This window comes from Paraburkholderia sp. MM5477-R1, from assembly GCF_050436385.1.
GTDB lineage: Bacteria > Pseudomonadota > Gammaproteobacteria > Burkholderiales > Burkholderiaceae > Paraburkholderia > Paraburkholderia tuberum.
The window spans coordinates 2,220,135-2,244,179 of sequence record NZ_JBNDMC010000006.1; the positions used below are offsets into that span (position 1 = coordinate 2,220,135).

A 24,045-nucleotide genomic window follows, 5' to 3' on the forward strand; every position below is an offset into this window, starting at 1 on the left:
AGGCTGCCCTGTGTTTGATTGTTGCGGTGTGGTTAGCGAGCGATGCGCCTGAGCGCGACGATCGTGCGGCTGATCTGTTCGGGTTCATGCGTCGAGCAGATGAAAAAGCGCAGGCGCGCCGCCTTTTCCTCGACGGCCGGATAGAAGATCGGCTGCACGTTGATGCCTTCGGCGAACATCGCGTTCGCCCATTGCGCGGCCTTCAGCGTGCTGCCGGAAATGATCGGCACGACTGCATACCCCGCGCTCTTGCCGGTATCGAGACCGGCGGCACGCGCCTCGTCGATGAACTGCCGCCCGCGTGCGCGCAAGCGCGCGACCCGCTCGGGTTCGGCGATCAGACGCTCGAGCGCCGCGAGCGACGCCGCCGCCAACGCAGGCGCGAGCCCCACGCTATACAGGAAGCCCGGCGCGAGGTGCCGCAGGATATCGATCAACGCCTGCGTGCCGGCGATAAACCCGCCGCAACCGGCCAGCGTTTTGCTCAGCGTACCCATCCAGATATCGACGTCGCCGCTCGCCACGCCGCAATGCTCGCGCACGCCCTTGCCGCGCTCGCCGAGCACGCCGAGCGAATGCGCTTCGTCGACCATCAGGAACGCCGCGTGACGGCGCTTGATGTCGACGAATTGCGCGAGATCGGGAATGTCGCCGTCCATGCTGTACAGGCCTTCGATCGCGATCAGCACGCGCCGGTAGTCGTGCCGCACGCGCGCGAGCAGTGCGTCGAGCGCCTGCCAGTCGTTGTGCGCAAAGCTCAGCCGTTTGGCGCCGCTCAATTGCGCGCCCTGCACGATGCTGTTATGCGCGAGCGAGTCGTGCACGATCAGGTCGCCAGGACCGAACAGCGAGCCGATCACGGTCACATTGGTCGCGTGGCCGCTGACGAACACGACGCAATCGTCGACCTCGTAGAACGACGCGAGCGCCGTTTCGAGTTCGCGCTGTACGGGCCGCTCCCCCGCCACCATGCGGCTCGCCGACGCCGACGTGCCATAGCGGTCGATCGCCTCTTTCGACCGCGCACATACGTGCAGATCGCCGGCGAGACCGAGATAGTTGTAGTTCGCGTAGTTCAGATACTCGGCGCCGCCGATGCGCGTCGTCGCGCCGGCCACGCCTTCATGCACGCGAAAGAACGGCGATTGAACGTGCAGCTTGTCGCCCATCTGCCGCAGGATCTCGACCTGCTGATAACCCGGCATGCTTTCGAAGCTGCACAGCTCGGCGCGCGCGGCGTCCTGCGCCGCGCGAGTGCCGCTCGCCGCGAGCGGCGCGCCCGGCTCGCGCGCCTCGTCGGACACGCGCTCCAGCTGCCTCATCAACGCCTTCGCGGCGAGTTGCTGGCGAAGGTGATCACCCAGTCCCATAGTGTTTCGCTAATCCTGTACGTTCAGCTCGCGAATTCCGCCCATTCCCACGCGTCGCGATCCGCGAGCAGCGCGGCGACGAGCCGGTAGTTCATTTCGTGACTCGGCCGCAACGCGCTCACGCGGCCCAGCAATGGCGCACCGGCCATCGCCATGTCGCCGACCAGATCGAGCACGCGGTGCCGCACGAACTCGTCGGGCACGCGCATGCCGCCGAGCACCCGATTGCCGACGATCGCCGCCGTGCACGACAGGCGCGCGCCGCGCAGAATCGGCGTGCCGCGCACGTAGCCCGCCGCGATCGCCGGGATCGCCCACTTGACGCGTCCATAGGAGCGCGACGGCGCGATCTCGCCGGCAAAGCTCGCCGGCGTCAGCGCGCCGTCCCAGCGCAATTCGCCGAAGCCCTTCAGATCGTTGCGCACACTCAATTCATAGGCGGCTGCCGGTTCGATCGACATGCTGCGTTCGTCGCGCGTGCCGGCGCCGTCGGCAATCTTCACGGGCCGCAGCACGCGAATGAAGCGCTTCGCATGCGGTAGCTCGACGCGTCCGCACGCGCGAATCTCGTCGAGCCAAGGTTGCGCGCTGCCGTCGAGAATCGGTACCTCCTCGGCATCGAGCTCGATCGTCGCGCGATCGATTTCGCACGTTAGCAGCGAAGCCAGCAGATGCTCGACCGTGCGCACGCGCACACCATCGGCCGATTCGAGCATCGTGCACAGCGGCTGCCCGCGCCGCAACGCGGGACTCACCGCGAATTCGGCCAGCACGCGACCCTGCTGCATGCGCCTGAACACGATGCCGCGCGGACTGTTGGCCGTGCCCGGCAGGATCCGCACGTTCACGCGCCGGCCCGTGTGCAAGCCGTGACCGCTCACCGTCAGCACGCGTGCGAGCGTCCCCTCCCGATGACTCCAGCCCGCGGGCGCGCGCATTAGACGGGCTCCGTCGCGCTCGACTGAGCGGACAGCGCATCCGCCACGTCGGCCAGCGCGTTGGCACCCACATCGAGCGCATGTTGCGCGGCGACTGCCGCGACCTGCGCCGCCATCTGCGCAGCGGCGCCGTTCGGCTCCGCAGCCTCATCCTGCGTCTGGATCGACTCGACGATCCGTTGCGCGAGCGAACGCACGGTCGCGCCCTCGGCCATCGTCATGATCGACAGCTTGACCTCGAAGCGCTCTTCGACGGCCATGCCGAGTTCCATGCCCATCAGCGAATCCATGCCCATGTCGAGAATCGAGCGGCCGGTTTCGATCTTCTCCGGCGACATGTGCAGAATGCGCGCGATCTGCGCCTGCAGCGTCTCCTCGACCAATCGCTGCGCATCGTCGAACGCCATCGCCGCGATCTGCTCGCGCATCTGCACGCTGCCCTGAGGCGCCGGTTCGTGTCTGCCGCGCGTCTGCAGCTCGGTATAGCGATGCGCGCGCGCCGCCGGCATGCCGAGCGCTAGGGCGTGCCAATCGAGCCGCACCACCGCCTCGCCCGCATGCATCGCGACGAGCGCGCGTTCGAGCGCGGCCATCGCTTCGGCCGAGCTGATCGACACACCGCCGATCCGCGCCTGCAGCGCTTCACGTGTTTCCGCGTTGCGCGCGAGGAAGCCGACGTCGTCGAGCGGACCCCATGCCATGCAGGTGCCCGGCAAGCCGGCCGCGCGCCGCTGCGCGATCAGCGCTTCGAGGAAGCTGTTCGCCGCGACGTAGCTCGATTGCCCCGGATTGCCGAGAAAGGTCGTCGCCGACGAATAGAGCACGAAGAAATCGAGCGCCAGGTCGCGCGTCGAGCGATGCAGGTTCCACGCACCCGCCACCTTCGGCGCGAGCACGGCGGCAAAGCGCTCGTCGTCGAGATTGCGCACGAGACCGTCGTCGATCGCCATCGCCGAATGCAGCACGCCCTTCAACGGCGTGCCGCGTTGCGCGAGGTCGGCGAGCAACGCATCGAGCGCGGCCGCGTCGGTCACGTCGCAGGCGACCGTGCGCACTTCGGTGCCGTTGCTTGCGCGCCAGCGTGCGGTTTCTTCGGCCAGTTCGGGCGCGAGCGTGCCGGAGCGGCTCGCGAGCACCAGATGACGCGCGCCGCGCGACATCATCCAGCGTGCACTCGCAAAGCCAAGCCCGCCCGTGCCGCCGACGATCAGATACGCGGCCGCCGGATCGAGTCGCAGCGTCGCGCTGGCTTGCGCCGAACGCGCGGGGCTCGGCGTGCCGGCCGGATACGTGACCAGAATCTTGCCGATCTGCCGCGCCTGCTGCATATGGCGGAACGCTTCCTCGACGCGCTCGGCCGGGAACGCGCGATACGGCAGCGGATGCAGCACACCGTCCGCGAACAGCCGCATCACGTCTTCGAACAGACGCGCGGTCAGCCCCGGCAACGCGCTCATCAACTGGTCCGCATCGATGCCGAAATAGCTGATGTTGTTACGGAACGGCCGCAAGCCGATGCGGCTGTTTTCATAGAAATCGCGCTTGCCGAGTTCGAGGAAACGACCGAACGGACGCAGCGTATCGATGCTGCGCACCATCGCTTCGCCGGCCAGCGAATTGAGCACGATGTCGATGCCGGCGCCTTGCGTGCGCTCGCGGATTTGATCGGCAAATGCGAGGCTGCGCGAATCGAACACATGATCGGCGCCGAGCAGACGCACGAACTCGCGCTTCTCGCGGCCGCCCGCGGTCGCGAACACTTCCGCGCCGAGATGCCGCGCGAGCTGGATCGCCGCGATCCCGACGCCGCCCGCCGCGCCGTGCACGAGCACCCGTTCGCCACGGCGCAGACGCGCGAGCTCGCACAGCGCGTAGTACGCGGTGAAGAACGTCGTCGGCACGGTCGCCGCTTCCTCGAACGTCAGACGCGCGGGCTTGAGCGCAATCGCTTCCGCTTTCGTGCGCACTCGGCTCGCGAACGATGCCGGCGCGAAGCCGAGCACCGCATCGCCCGCCGCGAAACGCTGCACGTCGCGGCCGACGCGTACGACGCGCCCGGACAGCTCCATGCCGACCGTCGCGCCCGCGAAGCCGTTTTCGACGGCCTCGTCGGACAGCAGGCCCATCGCGTACATCACGTCGCGGAAATTGAGGCCCGTCGCGGCCGGTTCGATCTCGACCTCATCCGCAGCGAGCTCGCTCTGCGGCAGCGGGAACCATTCGAGGTTGCGCAACGAACCCGGCGACGCGAAACCGAGCACCGCCGCTTCGTTGCGCGCACGCAGCGGCTCGGCCGCGATGTCGCGCAGCGCCGCGTTCGAGGTGGGCAGCATACGCGTCACGTAGCGGCCGCGCGGCGTCAGCAGCACTTCTTCCTCGCCGTCGGACGCAAGCAGTTCGCGCGCGAGCAACGCGCCCGCGTCCGCTTGCGTCGCGCACACATCGATCAGACGGCACGATAGTTCGGGATGCTCGTTGGCCAGCACGCGCACGAGCCCCCACAGCGCGCCCTGCTCGGGACGCAGAGACGCGGCATCCACGAACGGCGTCGCGACCGGCGCGCCGCCGCGCGTGACGATCCACAGTTGCGGGCGCATTTCGTTCGACGCCACCGCGAGGTCGCGCACGAGCTGTGCGAGCGCGAGCGTGGTCTGCCGCTGCGCGTGCATCACTTCGGCGCCGTCCGCGTCGGCGGACAACGGCTGATCGGGCGCAACGAACACCACGTGATGCGCGATGTGCTGCCCACCCCCGGCCGGCGCGGCCAGCTTGCTCATATCGTGACGCAATGCCTGAAGCGTCGTGCTCGACGTCGTGTGGCCGGCGGCTCGCAGCGCTGTGCTCAGCGTGTCGTCGATCGCGTCGGACGTCGCGTACAGCAACGACCAATGCGCAGGCGACGTGCTCGCCTGAGTCGCGCCCGCCGCATCGTTCCCAGCCACTTCAAGCGGCGCCCGCGCTACCAGCAGCGTCGGCGCGCCTTCGAGATCGAGCCCCTGCTCCGTATGGCGCGCGACCTGTTCGAAGCCAGCCTGTTCGAGCAGTTGCGTCAGCGCCTGCGGCGACAGCCACGCCGCGCGCCGCGCGTTGGCATGCGCGGCGTCCGCGTCGAGATCGAACACCAGATCCGCGAAACGGCTGTTGCGCGGCTCCGCGATCACCACCAGTGCGCCCGGCGCGAGCCAGCCGCGCAACGCGGCGAGCAGCGCGCGCGGCTCGCTTTGCCCGGCGAGCACGTGACTCGCGACCACGAGGTCGTAGCGCTCGCCCGCGTCGACGCCAACGAGACGCGGCGCATCGCCGAATTCGACGGTCGCGATATGGAGCGACGGATGCTCAGTCGTGTCGAAGCCGCTCAACTGCTCGCGCGTTCCCGCGATCGTGTAATCGCAACGCGAGACCGGCACGTGGATCGCGAGCGGTTGCAGCACGTCGGTGAGAGGCGAATCGAGTTCGAGCACGCGCAGACGGCGCGGCTCGCTCCAGCTTTCGATCGCGCGATGCAGACACGCACCGGTCAGCGCATTCGCATGCGTCCACGTCGGCGACGCTTCGAAAAAATGCTCGACGAGGCTGCTGCGCGACGGCGGCAGAATCTGTGCGCCACTCACTTCGCCGCGCAGCACGGCAGGCAACGCCGCGCCGCAATGCGCGAGCAGCGTCAGTTCCGCCACATGCGCGGGCGATTGCGCGAGCAGCTCGCGCCACAGCTCGTCGATGGCGGGCAGGTTCGCGCAGGCGTCGTCGTCGCGCACGAGGCGGGTGCCCTCGCGACGCGCGAGACCATCTTCGACGACGATCTGCACGAGCCGCGCAAGCAACGCCGGATGCGCGCAATCGGGCAGCGCCGGCTGCGCGAACACGTCGAGCGCATCGAGCGCCTGCAACGCGTACACCCCGGCAAGCACGTCGAGAAGCGGCAGCATCTCGGTCAGGTGCGTGTGCCGGCGCGCTTCGTCTTCCTGCACGGCGAGCACGCTCGTCGCATCGGCCAGCAACGCGGCGGCCGTGGGCAACGCGTGCGCGTTGACATCGGCGGCAAGCGGCTTCGCTTCGACGATATACGTATAGCGTCCAGGCGCCTGCTGGCGGCGGCTCAGCAGATCGACGCGACGGAACCGGCAGGCGCTCAGACGCGCGACGACCGCGCCCTGCGCGTCGGCGAATTCGAACGATGCGACGACCGAATGCGGGCTGCGCCGCTCGATGCGCGCGAGCACATAGCAAATCGCGTCGCCGCGCAGATAGTCGATGCGGCCCAGTTGCACCGGCACATAAGCCGCATGCTCGATCTCGCCATGGCGCGGCGAAGCGAGCAGCGCAAACAGCGGATGAAAGCCGCTGTCCATCAGCGCGGGATGCAATGCGTAGGCGTTCGCGGCGTCAGCGGACTGCGCGAGCACCGCGGGCATGTCGACTTCGGCAAGCGCCATGTCGGCGTTTGCGTCGACGTGGACCGCGCGCACCCAACGGAACGCGGGCCCGTAGTTCAGGCCGATCGCGGCGGTGTTCGCGTACAGCGTGTCGCCCGACATCGCAGGCTGCGCGAGCAGGCTCGTCAGATCGAAAAGCGGCAAGTTGGCCGCCGCGTCGCCGAGCGCGCAACCGCTCGCGAGCAAACGGCCGGTCACGTTCAGCGACCACGCTTCGTCCGACATGCGATCGCGCGTTTCGATCGTGAAGTTCGCGGTCCGCACGTCGACGGTGAAGCGGAACAGCTTCGAATGCTGCGGCTGGAATACGACAGGCAAACGGATTTCGACGTTCTCGACCGCGCAGCTCGCGGTGCCGAAATGCACGCGCGCGGCGGCCAGTGCCATCTCGACGTAGCCGGCGCCCGGAAACGCCGCGCCACCATCGACGACGTGGTCGGCCAGCATCGGCAGACCCGCCGGGTCGAGCTGGTTTTCCCACGCGAGCGCGTGCTCGTGCAGGCGATAGCCGAGCAGCGGATGCTCGCGGCGGCGGTACACGAGGTTGTAGGCCTCGGCGGTCGGGCCGAGCCAATGGCGTTCGTGTTGCCACGGATACGACGGCAGCGCCACCTGTCGGCTCAGCAACGCTCGCGGCGCGAAACGATCGACGTCGACGTTCGCGCCGTTCGCGATCATCGCGTGCAGCGCGTGATGCAGCGTCTCCGCGCTGTCGTGATTGCGCTTGAGCGTCGCCAGCGAGCGGCCCGCGATGCGCGCGTCGTCGAGCGTTTGCGTCACATAGGTGCGCAGAATCGAATGCGGGCCGATTTCGAGGAATAGACGCACGCCGTTCTGCGCGATGCGCGCGATCGCGTCGCCAAATCGCACCGACTCGCGGATATTGCGCCACCAGTAGCGCGCGTCGAGTTCGGTGCCCGCCAGTTCGTCGCCCGTCACCGTCGATACGAAGCCGCGCGTGGTCTCACCCGGCGCGAGGTTCGCGAGACCCACGAGGACGTCCAACTCGATCGGGTCCATCTGACAGCTGTGGAACGCGTAGTCGAGGTCGAGCATCTGGAAGAAACGACCACTCGCCTTGACAGCCGCGTCGAGCGTTTGCAACGCGTCGAGCGGACCGGCGAGCGTGACCGCCTGCGGACTGTTGACGCCAGCAACTTCCACCGTCGCGTCGAGATCGTGTTGCGCGATCAACGCACGGATCGCCGCTTCGCCGAGACCGGCGGCCGCCATGCGGCCGGTGCCGCGCGTTTTCGCCTGCGCGCGGCTGCGGATCTTGATGACGCGCACGGCCTGCGCGAGCGTCAATGCGCCCGACGCCCACGCCGCCGCGACTTCGCCGACGCTGTGGCCGACGCACACGTCATATGTGACGCCACGCGCTTCGAGCACGCGCACCACACCGACCTGGATCGCGAACAGCAGCGGCTGCGAATGCTCGGTGGCCGCGAGAGTCTCGGCACTCACGCCTGCGCGCAACATGTCGAGCAGCGAAACGCTGCCGTCGGCGCGCCACAATGCGTCGATCTCTTCGAGCGCGGCGCTGAACACCGGCTCCTGCTGGAGCAACTGCTTGCCCATGCCGGCCCACTGCGAGCCGTTGCCGGAGAACACCAGCGCGAGACGGCCATCGTCGGCCGGTGCTTCACCTTTCACTAGCGCCATGTCCGCGTGCTCTTGCACCGACGTGGTCAGCTCGACGAGTGCCGCGCGCGCTTCGGCGAGCGTCGACGGTGCGACGATCGCGCGATGCTTGAGCCATTGCCGGCGATGCGCGGCATTCGCAGCCAACAGATTCCACGACGCGCCTTGATCGAGCGCTGCCAGATAGCGCGCCGCGAGGTTCTGCAATGCGGCCGCGGCGCGCGTCGATAGCACGAGCGGCGTGAGCGCAGCCGTTGCGTTGCTGGAGTCGGGCTGCGCCGTGTCAGTCGCTCTTGCAACCGGCGCCTCGCGCAGCACGACGTGCGCGTTCGTGCCGCCGAAACCGAACGAGTTGACGCCGACCACGAGCGGCGCGTCGGCGCCATCGGGCGATTCGAGCGGCGTCAGACGGTCGACGACGCGCAGCCGGCCGCCGACGAAATCGATCGCCGGATTCGGCGTTTCGAAATGCAGCGTTTTCGGCACCGCGCGGTGCTTCAGGCACAGGATCGCCTTGATCAGTCCGGCCATGCCCGACGCCGTTTCGAGGTGACCGACGTTAGTCTTCACCGAACCGATCAGCAGCGGCCGATCGATGGGGCGCCCCGCCGACGCGACGCTCATCAATGCGCGCGCCTCGATCGGATCGCCGACGGCGGTACCGGTCCCATGCGCTTCGACATAAGCGAGCGAGCGCGGATCGACGCCCGCGCGTTGATAAACCGTGCGCAGCAGCGCGGCCTGAGTCGCCGCGCCCGGAACGCTGATGCCGCCCTGCGAGTAGCCGTCCGAGTTCACGCCCGTACCCGCGATGACGGCATGAATCGTGTCGCCGTCGGCAAGCGCGCGCTCCAGCGTTTTCAGCATCACGAGCGCGCCGCCTTCCGAGCGGACGTAGCCGTCGCCGGTCGCGTCGAACGCACGGCAGCGGCCGCGCGGCGACAGCATCGACGCCTTCGAGAACGTCACGAAGCCGAACGGATGCAGCAGCAGATTGACGCCGCCCGCGAGCGCCACTTCGGCGTCGCCTGCCTGCAGCGCCTGACACGCCTGGTGCAACGCGACCAGCGACGACGAGCACGCGGTATCGACCGATACGCTCGGCCCACGCAGGTCGAACAGATACGACAGACGGTTCGACGCGATGCTGAGCGTGTTGCCGGTCGCCGAATACGGGTCGACCGCGTTCAGATCGTCGACGAAACGATTGCCGTAGTCCGGGCTCGCGACACCGACATAGACCGCGCAGTTGCTGCCTTCCATGTCGCGCGGGCGTACGCCCGCGTCCTCGAAGGTTTCCCACGCGAGTTCGAGCAACAGACGCTGCTGCGGGTCCATCTGCTGCGCTTCACGCGGAGAGATGCCGAAGAACGACGCATCGAAACCGGCGACGTCGTCTAGCACGCCGGCGGAGAACGTATAGCTCTTGCCCGCTTCGCGCTTCGACGGGTGCTGGTAAAACTCCGTGCCGAAGCGATCGGCCGGCACCTCGGTCACCGCATCTTTTTCGTCGCGCAGCAACGCCCAGAAATCTTCGGGGTTCTCAACATGGCCGGGGAAGCGGCAGGCCATCCCCACAATCGCAATCTGTTTGGTCATCGTTCTTCTGTTGGGTGCAGCGTGCGCGTCGGCGTCTCGCGCGATACAGCCGGCGCAAGCGCTTCCACGAGGGCGACGCCAAGTTGCCCGGCGTAAAGATCTGTTCGGGTAGCTGGCGCTTCACCATAGTTGCGCCAGATAAAGTAGTTGCTGTGTGCGGGCTCGTTGTCAAATTGCGCGTACACGTGCGAAAGCGCCGGCACGTGATCGCCATAAAAACACAGCACCGTGTCGCGGCGCCGCGCGCGCAGTGCGTCGAGCAGCCGGCCGAGCATCGCATCGGCGTTCGCCAGATGCCGCAGATAAGCGGTCAGGTCGCGCCATTGCTCGTCGTCGCCGAGCGAATGGAAAGCGGCGGCCTCGCCGGGTCGAACCGTTTCCAGATGCAGCGGGCCGTGGTTTTCCATCGTCATCGCGAAGATGAACGCGGGTTTATCGCGCGGTTCGTCGAGTGCCTCGATGATCGCATCGGCGACCGCCATATCGGCGACGTACGGGCCCGCGCGCGGTGCGTCGGCGAATGCCTCGATGTCGACGAAGCGATCGATCTGCAAGTGTTTGAAGGCCCGCTCGCGGCCGAAGAAGTCGGCGTAGTACGGGTGAATCGCGAGCGTTTGATAGCCGCCGTGCTTGAACCATGAAGCGAGCGACGCACACGCGCGCCGTACAAAAGCGTACGGGTAGAAGCGCGCATAACCGAGTTGCGTTTGGTCGACGCCCGTCAGCACCGCGAACTCCGTGCGCATCGTATTCGCGCCCCACGCGGGCACCGTCAGCTCGCCGTGCTGGATCGACTCACGGCGCGCGAGATCGAAGTTGTGCAGGATCGACGGATCGATCGAGATGGATAGGCGCCGCGCGTCGAAGAACGACTCGCTCTGGATCAGGATCACATCGGGCATCGTGCCTAGCGTGCCGGTCGCGAACGGACCGTTGGCGAGCGCGGTGCGCAACTGACGCACAGTGGCTGGGCGCATGCCGTTCAGCAGATAGGCGATGAAAACCGCGAAAAAGCCGTGGCGTTGCTGATCGTCGACGGCACGCAGTGATAACGGCAGGCGCGCGGCGCATGCGTAGGCGGCCGCAATCGATGCGCACGCGGTGAGCAAAAGCGCGGCGATGGGCCGATGCGCCAGCGGCGTGTCCGCGACAAACGCCGCGACGACCACGACGATGCCGAGCACGATCGCGACGACGGTGCCCACGCTCAGGAACGGAAGATAAAGACGCGGATGCGCGAATAGCTGACTGAAGAGGCTCAGGTCGGTGAAGACGAACGGCTCGCGCAGCGACGCGTATTTCGCGTTGCTGACGCCCGCCAGCAGCGCGACCAGTGCAATCGCGACGAACGCCGAAAAGCCAACTCGCCCAGTGATCAGCAACACGCACGCGCAGAGGAACACGATTGCCGCGATATGCAACGCGAACGCAAGCGGCGAGCGACGCAGCGACGCACGCGGCTGCGCGAGCGCTTCCGGCAGAAGCGCAAGGCCGGCAGCGGCCGCGAAACTGAGCGCGAGCGTCGCGTTCACTCAATGCTCCCCGCGCGGCAGATACGACAGGCCGCCGAGAATTGCATCGGCGAGGACCGCGGGCAGCAACGGCAACAGCCGCATGCCGAACGCGAGCAGGCTCGGAAACGCAATTTCGGCACGGCCGGCTACCAGTTTGCGCTGGATGTGTTGGGCTGCTTTGTCGGCGGACCAGAGGAATGGTTTATCGCCGGGGAACACGTCGCTCATTGCCGTCTTCACGAAGCCCGGCAGAACGATCGACATGCGAACGCCGTCGCGCGACAGGATCGGACGGACCGAATCGCCGTAGGCCTTGATCGCCGCTTTGCTCGCGCAGTAGGCCGGCGAAATCGCCATGCCACGCAGCGCGGCAAGCGAGCTGATCAGTGTTATGTGGCCGCGTTTGCGCGCACGCATGCGGGCGATCACCGGCAGCACCGCATGCATCGCGCCGTAGAAGTTGGTGTCGACGATCGCGGCCGTGCGCGCCAGGTCTTCCCAGTCGGTCGCGGATGCGAGCGTGCTGGCCGCGCCGGCGTTGGCGATCAGCAGGTCGATCGGGTGCGCGTCGTCGAAACAGTGCAGCCAGATTTGCATGGCTTGTGCGTCGCGCACGTCTATCAGGGCGGTCTGCACTGTTGCGCCTTCGGCGCGGCAGGCTTGCGCCGCCGCTTCGAGGCGGTCGGCGTCGCGGCCGATCAGGCCCAGCACGACGCCAGGCGCAGCATAAGCCAACGCGAGCGCGCGACCGAGACCGGCACTCGCGCCGGTGATCACGATGTAGCGCGGTGCGGCTTTACGCATGCGCAGCCGCCTCCAGGCGTTGCATCGCTCCCGCTACGGCCATCGCGATGCCGGTCTTCGTGTAGAAGTCGCCGTTGATTTGCGTGTGGTGGACGACGTAGTCGAGGAAGGCCTGGTACAGGTTCATGTCGGGCTGGTCGGCGTGCAGCCAGAAATCGTCGAGCGAGCCTTGCCAGGTCAGGCCGGGCATGTTGTAGATGGCCGAACCCAGCGCCATCAACGGGCGGCGGTGGTGCAGCGCCGACAGGCCCACCGTGCTGTTCACCACCACCGCGCCGCGCGCGTTGTCCAGCAGCGTCGGTAGATGGCCGGCGTCGATGAAACGCAGGCGATCTGTGATGGCGAGGTCGCGGGCGAGTTGCAGCGCGTGACTGCGGTGGTCGATCAGGCCGGTGTCGAGCGGGTGGTTCTTGATGACGAGGCAGGTGTCCGCCGGAGCGTGCGTCGCGAACGACGTCAGGACCTTGGTGATTGCCTCGCGTACGCCCTCGAATGGCGAGTGAACGACGATTTGCGCGTCTGAATTCAGTTGTAGCGGGAAGATGTAGTACGGCTGCTTTGCGTCCAGCAGATCTCGGGTGACTTGATCGGAGTCTTTGTGATGCTGGCGCTGACGCAATGCGCGGGTAGCAAGCCCCGCGTATTCGAAGAAGCCGTTGCGCGGACGATGGCTGCGATAGTGCGGAAAGCGCGGCGCGAACAGCGTGTTGGCGGCTCGGTAGCGGATGTCGTGGAATGCGCGTTCGAACAGGTTGTAGCCGGTGGGCTTTCCTACCGGGCTCGGTGGCGTGAAGCGGCGCCGGTCGAGATACCAGGCGGGATCGCGGGGTAATTGCGAGCGGGCGTTGACGCCGTGTTGTTCCAGCGTTAGCCAATGCGGGCGGACGTAGCCTTCTTCGAATACGTGGACGCGCAGGCCGTGGGCCTGGGCTATCGGGTGGATTGGGCGGTGGATTTCGCGGCAGTCGCCGAACATTATTACGTCGGTGAGACTCCCTGTACTCAACTGCGCTTCGTACCACCCCGCTAATTCACGTGCCGGCCCAGCAAAGTCCAAAGCGTCGCCGACACCGGCGTACGTGAGATCGCCACCACAGAAATTGACTCGGCGCAATGCGTGCCCGCGCGCGCGCAATGCGACGGCAAGACGGCTAAAGAACGGCGACGCCGTGCCTTGCAAGGCAAGAAAGGAGCGATACATGAAAGGACGTCGAATTACGCCCGAGCTTGCCCGTCAGGACGCGCCAAACAATGCGCCCTCCCCCGGTGGCCTCGGAATTGTTGGAATTAGTCAAGAGGTGGTTAGAAGCGAGGTCCGAAGAATACAACACTCAATCTCAAAATACTCAAGTTCAATAAAATTTTTTGCAATGTGTTGGGTGCAAAAAAACGTGATGGCGCGCGATATAGCTGCTGGATATAATCACTCGCCCATGCCCGTTTGCCCAGAAGATGACGAGGCGTTGGGCACGCAGGACAGCATCGGCCCATGCAAAACGTTTGCGCGAGACTGGCAACACAGCTTGCAAGGCATTTTCGCTCTTTTACAGCGACTCGCACCCGCGGTCGCGAGGAAGAGCAAGACCATTCAGTCTGGACAAGAAGTTGGACACTGTATCTAGCTCACGAAATACGGCGGCCTTGCCGCTTACGGGGAAGACGGCTTTAGTCGAACGCATCAAGAGAGTCAACCGACTTTTCGTTTTGACAGTGGTGGTGCCTACCACCCTTGCCATTGGCTACTTTGGATTGGTTGCGTCGGATGTCTACGTTTCCGAATCGCGATTTGTCGTGCGCAGTCCGCAACGCCAGGCGTCCCAGTCCGGTTTGGTCGGTGCATTGCTGCAGGGCACTGGATTTTCGCGCGCAACCGACGACACTTACCCGGTCATTGACTATATTCAGTCCCGCGACGCACTGAATCTTCTGAATCACGACGACTATATTCAGAAAGCGTTCGGCCGTCATAACGGTGACATATTTACCCGCTTTCCTGGAATAGATCGCGACCGCAGCTTCGAGTCACTGTGGAAGTATTACCAGAAACGCGTGGTTGAAGTCGACTTCGATTCCACTTCGTCGATTACCACGCTGAAGGTCCATGCATTTAGCGCGGACGACGCGCACCGGATCAATGCTGAGCTGCTTTCGATGAGCGAGCAGTTGATCAATCGGATGAACGAGCGCGCCGCTGACGACGCCGTGCAATTCGCTCAGCGCGAAGTCGATCAAGCGGCTGCCAAAGCGAAGGACGCCGCACTGTCACTCGCCAGCTACCGTAACAACCACACGGTGTTCGACCCGGACAAGGAATCCGCTCAACAGCTGATTCAGCTCAGTGGACTGCACCAGCAGCTGTATGCCGCGCAAAATCAGCTAACGGTTCTCGAAGCGATCGCCCCGGTCAATCCGCAGATTGGCGCGCTCAAGGCAAACATCGCCAGCCTTCAGCGGCAGATCAGCGACGCCGAAAGCGGCGTGGTCGGCGGAAAGGGTTCGCTGTCGGACAAAGCGTCCAGTTACGCCCGGCTGCAACTCGACGTGCAGTTCGCGGACAAGCAGCTCGCATCCGCGATGACGGCGCTCGAAACTGCGCGCGCGGAAGCCCAGCGCAAACAACTGTATCTCGAACGACTCGTCGAACCGAACGACCCTGATATTGCAATCGAGCCACATCGCCTGAAAGGTATTCTCGAGGTATTCGGTCTCGGCATGATCATCTGGGGCATCCTGACGCTGCTCGTTGCCGGGCTGCATGAGCATAAGGACTAGGAAGTGAGCGCTGGTTCAATATCGACTTCGTTGAAGCGTTCCTTCAACATTCAGATGCGGGTCATCGGCGCATTGCTGATGCGCGAGGTAATTACCCGTTATGGCCGCCACAATATCGGGTTCCTGTGGTTATTCTTCGAACCGATGCTGTTCACTCTGGGTATTACGACGCTCTGGGTGCTCAGCAAGGCGACTCATGGCTCGAACCTGCCCATTACGACATTCTCGCTTACCGGGTATTCGTCTATCCTGCTTTGGCGCAATTGCAGCAATCGCATCGTCAAGGCGATCGAGGTAAACCATAGTCTGATGTATCACCGCAACGTTCGCGTAATTGACGTCTTTTCAGCGCGGATTTTGCTCGAAATCTCCGGTGCGACTTCGTCGTTCATTACGCTTACCATCATCTTCAGCATCATTGGGTTGATGAAACCGCCAGTCGACATTTTGACCGTAATCATCGCGTGGGTATTGCTGGCATGGTTTGCGTACGCACTAAGCCTGATTGTCGGCGCTGCATCCGAGCGCTCGGAAATCGTCGAACGGGTGTGGCATATCTTCACTTACCTGATGTTCCCACTTTCCGGTGCGGCCTATATGGTCGACTGGCTGCCAAAATCGACGCAGCAAATGGCGCTTTGGATTCCCATGGTGCACGGAACCGAGATGATCCGCCACGGTTTCTTCGGCTCAGCGGTCCACACCTATGAAGATCCTTACTATCTGGCGCTCGTCAATCTCGTTATGACGCTTTTCGGTCTTGCTCTTGTGAGAGAAACTGGCCGCAGGGTGGAGCCGGAATGATCACGCTCGAAAACGTCACGAAGGTCTACCACACCCGTCAAGGCGCGAGGACCGTTCTCGATAATGTCAATCTATCGGTTGCAAAGGGCGAGAAAATCGGGATTCTCGGCCGCAACGGTGCTGGCAAATCGACGATGATCCGGTTGATTAGCGGCGCGGAGCTACCGACCAGCGGACGAGTGCATCGCGGCATCAGCATTTCTTGGCCTCTGGCCTTCGGCGGCGCGTTCCAGGGAAGTTTGAGCGGCCTCGATAACGTTCGGTTTATCTGCCGGGTGTATGGCGCCCCTATTCCCCCCGCCATCGAGTTCGTACAGCACTTTTCCGAACTGGGCGGATATCTGCGCGAACCGGTAAAGAAGTATTCGTCGGGAATGCGTGCCCGGCTCGCATTCGCTATTTCGATGGCGGTGGAATTCGATTGCTTCTTGATCGACGAAATCGTCGCGGTCGGCGATAGCCGGTTTCATGAGAAGTGCCACGTCGAGCTGTTCGAAAAGCGCAAAGACCGCGCCATGATCGTCGTGTCGCATAGTCCCGAATACATCCGGAGCCATTGTCAGCGAGCGGCGGTTCTTCATAATGGGACACTGAATGTATTTGAAGAAGTCGAGAATGCTTTCGCGTTCTACCAAGCAAACGAGCAATAGCATCACAGCGTAGCATTGAGGTAGCCGAAGACGCACGAACGATACCGCCGTCTAGCAACGAAACGTCGGATTTACCGCACAAGATTTCTGCAACCGGCCACAAGCGGATGCACTCTCAAATAGATATATAAACGCGCTACAGCGATGGCACATCAGAATCAGATTGACTTCTGCGAATCGGTAAAAAGACGGTTCCCGAATTACTTTTCCAATGCTCTCGTCCTGGACATCGGGTCGCTCGACCTAAACGGGAACAATCAATATCTATTCGATGACTGTCGCTACCTGGGGTTGGATCTGATGCCTGGCGACAACGTAGACATCGTCGCAAAAGGACACGAACTCTCTCTCCCCGAAGGCACGTTCGACACGATCATTTCGACAGAGTGTTTCGAGCATGACAGGTTTTACGAAAAAACCCTGACTAATGCAGTCAGGATGCTCAAGCCGGGTGGGATGTTCATTTTTACCTGCGCCACGACCGGCAGACCGGAACATGGCACGGCAAGAACAACGCCGCATGACGCGCCATTCATCCAGCTGATGGGCGATTGGGCAGATTACTATAAAAATCTAACAGAAGAGGATGTGCGAGCTGCTTTTGAGATCGACGAGGTATTTTCGTTTTATGAATTTTCGGTCAATCATCAAACGCATGACCTGTACTTCGCCGGAATCAAAAGAGATGAGCTTACAACTGCCTCTCACGCTTCGTCGGGTGACGCGGGGTATTCGTCGGGACAGTCGGGCCCTTTCCGGGCCCCTATAAGCAGAAGCAATGTCACAAGTCAAACGGTAAGCCACAACAAAGGCAACCCAGACAAGCAACAGACATTGGATCGGAGCGACGAGCCAATTGGGGACGAAGGCGCTGTCTTTATCTCTTGTCCGAATGAGGACGGCGGCCTGTTCCTGTACCAGACGGGCCGCGTGACGACGCTCGACCGGCATCCTACCGCGGGAATTTGCTCGAACAACGATATTCTCTATCGTGGCAAGCAACCCTTTTCGCTGGTGATCTACGCGGATCAGGTACGCGAGCGCGCGGACGAGTCACTCGACGATATCCATGACGTGCTGTTTTTCGACAATCATCTGTACGTTGTCGGCACGATCAGAAACCAGATCACCAAATTCACCGCAGACGGCGTTGAATTGAAAAGCTGGACCTTCTCTGGACAGCATGACTCGCGTCATATCAATTGCGTTGGTCTCTGGAACGGAAGGGTCGTCTTTTCCGCATTCGGCGATTTTGCGGAAACCCGTTCTTACAAGGGACAAACCGCGGGAGCCGGTTATGTCGAGGATCTCGAAAGCGGCGAACGGCTCATTACAGGTCTGAATCAGCCGCATAGTCTCGTTCAGTTCGGGGACAACCTGCTGGTCGCCAACTCGGGCGAGAAGGAACTCCGCGAATATACCCCCGACGGAAAGCTGGTAAGGAAAAAGCGCTTTAACGGGTACGTCCGCGGAATAGCGGCCAATCGTCGACACATCTATGTCGGGCTGAGCCAATCGCGCGAACCGCATGAAGGCGACATCAAGTCGGCAACAATCGTCAAGATCCTTGCGGACTCATGGGAGCACATCTCCGCTACCCTACTGCCGTCGCGTGAGATTTATACGCTACATAGTGTCGAACAGTCGTCGTTGGTGAGCAGTCTCGTCGCGCGCGTCGCGCAGCACTCGGCGGTTCGATACGATAGCGAGTTGAAGAGCCTGCGCCAATGGCTGTCGGAGCGTGACGGTCATTTTGCGCACGTTGTCAGTGCGTTGCGCGATTTGGACGAGCCATTGTGCCGCAAGCACTTTGACGCGCAATGGTATTCCGCGCAGTATCCCTCACTCGCCGTAACCGGTGTCACGCCGGAAAATCATTTCTTCGCTGGAGGCGGCGCGGAGGAAGGACGCCTGCCGGCCAGCGATCCCTATGTATTTGCGAGCCGGGTTCTGTCGGAATATCGCCAGGTCGTCACGGACAATCTGGCTCTCGCCGATCAACGAGCATCGAACCTCGAACGCGCAGCGACCGCTCGAGAGTTCGAACTGACCCGCCGTCTGAACGACCTTTTGGTCGAAAACGCCGCATTGACTCAAAGCATGGCCGATGCGCGTGCGCTCGCGGAGCAGGAATTCAACGCTCGCCTCCAATCTCTTGAGGAAAAAGCCGACGCAAATCTTCATGCATCATCCGCACGAGAGCGCGAATATGTGCTATCCCTGCAAGAAAACCACGCCAGGAACGAACTTAAGCTGCGCGAACTGCAGGAACAGCACGCCGCGCGGGAGCGAGATCTTCTTGACCAGGTAGCGCAGTCGCGGGGCGAAATCCAGAATCTGCTGAACAAGCTATATCACACGGAAAAGGAACTCGGCGACCGCGTACTTGAACAACAACAATCGCACGAACGAAACACCGCAGAGCTTACACGTAATTTCCTGCAACGCGAGGACGCGCTGCGCGAGAACTTAACAATGCATGTGCAAGAAGCACAGACATTGTCAGCGCAACTCGCCGACGCCGAACGTGCGCATTCAGCGATGATCGCGCGCCTTGAACAGCGAGCGCAAGATAACGAACAGGCGTTTGCGATAAGGATTAGCGAGGTCGAAAATGCCGCAGAGTACCAGTTGTCCCAACAGGCTGATCAACTGTTTGCGTGCGAGAGGTCGTTGCTCGAATGGAAAAACGCATACGAACATAGCGTACAAACGATGTACGCGGCGGACGACCATCGTGCGACCGCTGCCCGGCGCGTCCGCGAGATAGGCCGTAGGCTCCAAACGCTGTGGCGCTGGCGGTGGGCGGCTCCCTTCCAGCAGTTGAAAGCAACGATCGAAGAGGCGAGTTCGCTCCTCGACGTATCGTTCCTTGATCCTCAACATCGCCTCTCCATCGCGTCTGAATCATTGTTGCCTGCGTCGAATGGCGCGGCAGTTGCCCACAGCCATTTCCGAACACAAGCCATGATCACAGGATCTAGTCGCGCCGATTCGCGCCGTGTAGCAGCGTCCGTCAACGAACTGCTTTCCGAGAAAGACGACGCGTTCGTTAACTGTGCCTATCGAACGCTGTTGCGTCGCGAACCGGACATCGATGGTTTCGGCTACTACGTCCAACGACTGAGAAATGGCATCGAAAAAAGCGAAATCATTGCGCAGCTTGCCTTGAGTAAAGAAGGCCGTGCACGCAACGTCGACCTGCCGGGTCTCCAATCGCTGCTGCGCAGCCACTGGTGGCGCAATCTACCCGTTGTCGGGAGTCTGCTGCGCGGCAATGCCAGGGAACGGGATCAAACGCTCCGGCAGATCGTGGCGCATCTGCACACACTGGAAGCGCGAATGAACGCGCAACTTTCGGACATAGACTCGGCGATCCGCTCGGTGGCGGTTCGCGATGACGAGCCGATCGCCGTGTCACCGCCGAAGCTCGAACTCGTCGCATCGGCTCCGGCGCCGGCTTCCGGGCCAACATTCGACATGCGGCCGGCGTCCGGCGCGCCGATCGTGATTCTTACGGTAAAGCATTGCCTTTATATCGCTCACGCGATGCAGGCGTCACTGGCAAAAGCGGATATCACGGCAAAGATTATCTTCGAATGTCCCGAACAAGGTTACGACGATGTTCCCCATATCGTCATTTGCCCGCAGATCTTCGAGCACTTGCCGAGCTTCTATGTCGCCTTCCAGATGGAGCAATCCGTCAGTTCGCGGTGGTTCACTCCGGAATATTTTCGCATGCTTGAGAATTCGTATGCGATCTTCGACTACTCGATCGACAACGTAGCCTACCTGCAGGACAAGGGGCTCAGCCGCCGTCAGATCTATCACCTGCCGATTGGCTATATTCCCAACTATTGTCCGGGGCTCGACGATGTCGAACCCGACTACGATGTTCTCTTTTACGGGGACGTGAACAACGACCGCCGGCGTCACTTCATTGGTGAGATCGAAAAGCACTATCATGTCAAGGTCATCAACAATCTGTTTGGGCGGGAACTGCAGGAAGAAGTCGCTCGGGCGAAACTCGTCATCAACGTTCACTACTACGCCGGAGCTTTGCTCGAGACCACTCGAATCTACGAGTGCCTATCGCTCAACAAGCTCATCATTTCCGAGAGCTCGAGCGACATCAAGCGCCATTCCGAGCTCGCCGAGCTTGTCGACTTCGTCGAAATCGACGACGTCTCGGCGATGATCTCTCGTATCGACCACTGGTTGAAGAATGACGATCTGCGACGCCTGAGGATCGACACGAACCGGAAGGTTCTCGAGTCGCAGCCCAATCGTTTCGATTACTTCTTGTACCGCTTCTTGCTGGCCACAGACAACATCAATTTCGACCGCTTCTGGTCGCTGATTGGTCATACGATCAAACTGCCTGGCGATCGGCTGTGCCTGACGTTGCCTGAAGACGTCGTGCGCGGCGCCGACTTCATGGCGGACAACCGCTATGACTTCTCGATGTTCCCAGGCCTGCGGCACACGCAAGGCTGGATCGGCTGTGCGATGAGCTACAAGTTCATGATCATGCTTGCGCGCCAGCAAAACATGCGCAGCATCACCATCTGCGAGGACGATGTCGATTTCCCCGAAGACTTCGACATGCAGTGGCGGACGATCGAACGTCACCTAGACAGCACCATGTCTAGCTGGGACATCTTCTCTGGGCTGCTGGCGAATCTCAGCGAGGAAGTGACAGTGCTTGAGGCCAAGGCGAGTGATGGGCAGCAGTATGTCACGGTCGACAAGCTGATCAGCACGGTCTTCAACCGCTACAACGGCAACATTTTCAATATCATCGCCGACTGGGATCCGCAGAATCGCGACGTTCACACCAATACAATCGACCGGTATCTCGAGAGCAAGAAATCGCTGAAAGTCCTGACTACCGAGCCCTTCCTCGTGGGCCACAAGGAAGATCACACATCGACTATCTGGGGCTTTCAGAACACTCAGTATGTCGATCTCATTGCAGCGAGCAAGGCTCTGCTTTCGCAGAAACTGACCGAATTTCGGCTGAACAACCGGCGGGCCAAGCTTAAAGGTGCCGTCAACGCACTTCTCAAACGTGCGTGATATCGGAGGCGAGCATTGACCTTTCTGGATCAATGCTCGCGACTCCGCCGGGCACGGTGCAAGAGATGACAGAACAGCGCGAAGCGTTTGTCGACGCCATCGACAATCGTCAACCTACCATGCCGTACGTCGGCAGAATCGGTCACGTCAAGCAGTGGCCCGCCCGATCTTCCGCTACTAACTGGCTAATCGACATCGCTCGACGCTTTGCGCTGTACGTGCTACAAACCGTGGGAACGTATTCTGGTACGTCATCGCAGGTCGATCCTGCGGATCGCTTGACACACTCGTTCGACAGGAAGCTTCCCCGCGGTTGGTACATGCTGGAGCTGTGCGTGGCTCACCAGGTCGTGCGTACTCGAGCAGCGATATCGATCAGCGAGGACGAGGGAAGCCATCGAAGCCACCTGTCGTTGTCCGTGTTTTCCGGCCGAATGTGTAAGCGGCTTGTATACCTACCGTGCGCCGCACGGGTCTCGTTGACGTTATCGGACCCGAAAGTCGAGATTCAACACCTCAAACTCGTGTTGGTCACGCGGAAGTTCGCACATTCCCGGATCCTCCAGCGGCTGAGAAGTGGACATCCGCGATACATGCGCGGCGCTGAAGCTGTCCAACGTGCTGCGTCGGACGACGCCGTGTCGTCTCGAAACCTCAACGTGCTATGGGCTGACTACTGTCGCCTGTTCGACGATGAGGAGCGCGAACTCTTCAATTACGGCGATTGGGTTCAGCGCTTCGATACTTTGTCTACCGTCGAACTTCACGCTTTGCGCGCCGACGCGGACAGGTTGTCGCCCAAGCCCATGATTTCGGTGCTTCTCGATCGAGGTGAACGGCGCGCGCAGGAAATCAATAGGACGGTCAATGCCATTGTTTGTCAGGCTTACCAGGAGTGGGAGCTATTGGTCGATGGAGACAGCCTACACGCCGAAGACAAGAACCAGCTTCTGGATCGCGGAGATCAGCGGATCAGAGTTCTTAACGTGCCGATAGGCGTGAGCGTCTCGGAGCGCAGGCGCGCCACGCTATCTTTAGCGAATGGTGATTGGGTTGCGTTTGTCGATTGTGGCGATGTAATCTCCGCTGACGCTCTGCTTAGAGTTGCAAGCAACATCGCTCAGCATACCAGCGTACGCGCAATTTACTCCGACGAAGACTCTCTGGATGACAAAGGCATCCGTTTCAATCCGCATTTCAAAGGCGATTGGGATAGGTACTTGTTTTACACAAAAAATTACCTTTCCAACCTCTTCTGCTGTGCTATCACTCTCGCGCGTGAAGTCTCGACGAATGCATGCGACGACCCGGAATTCTGGCGATATGATTTGATCGTTAGATGTATAGAGCTGATCCAACCCGATCAGATACGCCACATTCACAGGGTGCTCTATCATAAGAACGTCTCGTCCGACATCGCACGGGTCGATACGACTTATGAGCCGTGCCGACACGAAATCGGTCGAAAAATACTCAACGATCACTTGGAGCGCAGCGAAGTTGCGGCTCGTATCGAGAGAACAGGTGACTCATATCGCGTCATTTTCAATCAGCCGCAGATTCAGCCCTCGATTTCCCTGATAATACCAACGCGAAACGGAATCGATCATCTTCGTAGTTGCATCAGCTCTATCCTTGATAAAACAGACTACCCGTCGTATCGGATTCTGATAATAGATAATGGATCGGATGATGCAAAGACGCTCGACTATCTGCGCAGCGTCCAAGCGCATGAGTTCATCCAGGTGGTTCGTGACGACCGGCCGTTCAACTATTCCGCTCTGAACAACTACGCCGTATCGCTAACCACCGGCGACATCGTGGGCCTGGTAAACGACGACATCGAAGTGATAAACCGTCACTGGTTGTCCGAGATGGTCAGCTATGCTGTCAGACCCGATATTGGCGCGGTCGGTGCCAAACTGCTCTATGCGGACAATACGATCCAGCACGCCGGCATCGTACTCGGCATCCATGGTATCGCAGGCCATGTCCACCGATTTCTTCCTCGCGACAGCGCCGGATATTTTGGACGGGCCCGCTCGGTGCGAGCGGTGTCGGCGGTAACAGGGGCGTGTCTGCTGGTTCGAAGAGAAGTCTACGAGCAGGTTGGTGGTCTGAATGAAACCGAGTTGCAGATCGGTTGCAACGACGTGGATTTTTGCCTTCGGATCAGAGAAGCGGGATACATCAATATCTGGACGCCTTTTGCAGAGCTGTACCACCACGAATCGGTGTCGCGCGGGTTTGACATCACACCGGAAAAAATCCGCCGTTCAGAGAGCGAAATCGAATATATGAAAAGACGCTGGGGATCGGTACTTCAAAGAGATCCCGCGTACAACCTCAATCTGGGCCTGTACGACGAGCACAGCAGAATTGCATGGCCACCACGTACTAGTTGACCGCCTAACTGAGACATCAGCGGCGAACACCGA

General features: G+C 61.8%; 11 protein-coding genes. 5 read left to right on the top strand and 6 right to left on the bottom strand.

Going from position 1 to position 24,045, the window contains the following annotated elements; translation table 11 throughout:
- Positions 1-32: 32 nt before the first annotated feature.
- The 6 genes from OKW35_RS28660 to OKW35_RS28685 are packed head-to-tail and all read right to left on the bottom strand — an operon-like array spanning position 33 to position 13,503.
- Positions 33-1,370 carry an aminotransferase class I/II-fold pyridoxal phosphate-dependent enzyme gene (locus OKW35_RS28660; RefSeq protein WP_429553787.1) on the bottom strand — a complete coding sequence of 446 codons (1,338 nt, stop codon included), beginning with the start codon at positions 1,368-1,370 and terminating at the stop codon, positions 33-35.
- Between the two features lie 23 nt (positions 1,371-1,393).
- Positions 1,394-2,308 (bottom strand): UDP-3-O-acyl N-acetylglycosamine deacetylase, encoded by a 915-nt coding sequence (locus OKW35_RS28665; RefSeq protein WP_429553788.1) that lies wholly within the window; start codon positions 2,306-2,308, stop codon positions 1,394-1,396.
- Positions 2,308-9,984, bottom strand: a complete 7,677-nt coding sequence (locus OKW35_RS28670; protein WP_429553789.1) for an SDR family NAD(P)-dependent oxidoreductase — start codon at positions 9,982-9,984, stop codon at positions 2,308-2,310. Before OKW35_RS28670 ends, OKW35_RS28665 begins: the two co-directional genes overlap by 1 nt.
- Positions 9,981-11,516: an LTA synthase family protein gene (locus OKW35_RS28675; RefSeq protein ID WP_429553790.1), complete on the bottom strand. Its 1,536-nt coding sequence runs from the start codon at positions 11,514-11,516 to the stop codon at positions 9,981-9,983. Before OKW35_RS28675 ends, OKW35_RS28670 begins: the two co-directional genes overlap by 4 nt.
- Positions 11,517-12,302 (bottom strand): SDR family NAD(P)-dependent oxidoreductase, encoded by a 786-nt coding sequence (locus OKW35_RS28680; RefSeq protein ID WP_429553791.1) that lies wholly within the window; start codon positions 12,300-12,302, stop codon positions 11,517-11,519.
- Positions 12,295-13,503 carry a capsule biosynthesis protein gene (locus OKW35_RS28685; RefSeq protein ID WP_429553792.1) on the bottom strand — a complete coding sequence of 403 codons (1,209 nt, stop codon included), beginning with the start codon at positions 13,501-13,503 and terminating at the stop codon, positions 12,295-12,297. The genes OKW35_RS28680 and OKW35_RS28685 overlap by 8 nt, the downstream gene beginning before the upstream one ends.
- 404 nt (positions 13,504-13,907) lie before the next feature.
- On the opposite strand from OKW35_RS28685, the gene OKW35_RS28690 reads away from it, so the two are divergent.
- From OKW35_RS28690 to OKW35_RS28710, 5 genes are all read left to right on the top strand, one after another.
- Complete coding sequence (locus OKW35_RS28690; protein WP_429553873.1) at positions 13,908-15,074, top strand: hypothetical protein; 1,167 nt, start codon at positions 13,908-13,910, stop codon at positions 15,072-15,074.
- A gap of 54 nt (positions 15,075-15,128) precedes the next feature.
- Positions 15,129-15,878: an ABC transporter permease gene (locus OKW35_RS28695; protein WP_429553874.1), complete on the top strand. Its 750-nt coding sequence runs from the start codon at positions 15,129-15,131 to the stop codon at positions 15,876-15,878.
- Positions 15,875-16,528 carry an ABC transporter ATP-binding protein gene (locus OKW35_RS28700; protein ID WP_429553793.1) on the top strand — a complete coding sequence of 218 codons (654 nt, stop codon included), beginning with the start codon at positions 15,875-15,877 and terminating at the stop codon, positions 16,526-16,528. Before OKW35_RS28695 ends, OKW35_RS28700 begins: the two co-directional genes overlap by 4 nt.
- A 144-nt stretch (positions 16,529-16,672) precedes the next feature.
- Entirely contained in the window at positions 16,673-21,607 is a 4,935-nt protein-coding gene (locus OKW35_RS28705; RefSeq protein WP_429553794.1) for a DUF4915 domain-containing protein, read from the top strand.
- A 65-nt stretch (positions 21,608-21,672) separates the two neighbouring features.
- On the top strand, positions 21,673-24,012 hold the full coding sequence (locus OKW35_RS28710) for a glycosyltransferase family 2 protein (RefSeq protein ID WP_429553795.1): 2,340 nt from the start codon (positions 21,673-21,675) through the stop codon (positions 24,010-24,012).
- The last annotated feature ends 33 nt before the right edge of the window (positions 24,013-24,045 follow it).

Bases quoted from the DNA above. Each gene is read 5' to 3' on its own strand.
- OKW35_RS28695 (WP_429553874.1), top strand. From the start codon at position 15,129: ATGCGGGTCATCGGCGCATTGCTGATGCGCGAGGTAATTACCCGTTAT.
- OKW35_RS28660 (WP_429553787.1), bottom strand. From the start codon at position 1,370: ATGGGACTGGGTGATCACCTTCGCCAGCAACTCGCCGCGAAGGCGTTG.
- OKW35_RS28670 (WP_429553789.1), bottom strand. From the start codon at position 9,984: ATGACCAAACAGATTGCGATTGTGGGGATGGCCTGCCGCTTCCCCGGC.
- OKW35_RS28680 (WP_429553791.1), bottom strand. From the start codon at position 12,302: ATGCGTAAAGCCGCACCGCGCTACATCGTGATCACCGGCGCGAGTGCC.
- OKW35_RS28685 (WP_429553792.1), bottom strand. From the start codon at position 13,503: ATGTATCGCTCCTTTCTTGCCTTGCAAGGCACGGCGTCGCCGTTCTTT.
- OKW35_RS28700 (WP_429553793.1), top strand. From the start codon at position 15,875: ATGATCACGCTCGAAAACGTCACGAAGGTCTACCACACCCGTCAAGGC.
- OKW35_RS28710 (WP_429553795.1), top strand. From the start codon at position 21,673: ATGACAGAACAGCGCGAAGCGTTTGTCGACGCCATCGACAATCGTCAA.
- OKW35_RS28665 (WP_429553788.1), bottom strand. From the start codon at position 2,308: ATGCGCGCGCCCGCGGGCTGGAGTCATCGGGAGGGGACGCTCGCACGC.
- OKW35_RS28705 (WP_429553794.1), top strand. From the start codon at position 16,673: ATGGCACATCAGAATCAGATTGACTTCTGCGAATCGGTAAAAAGACGG.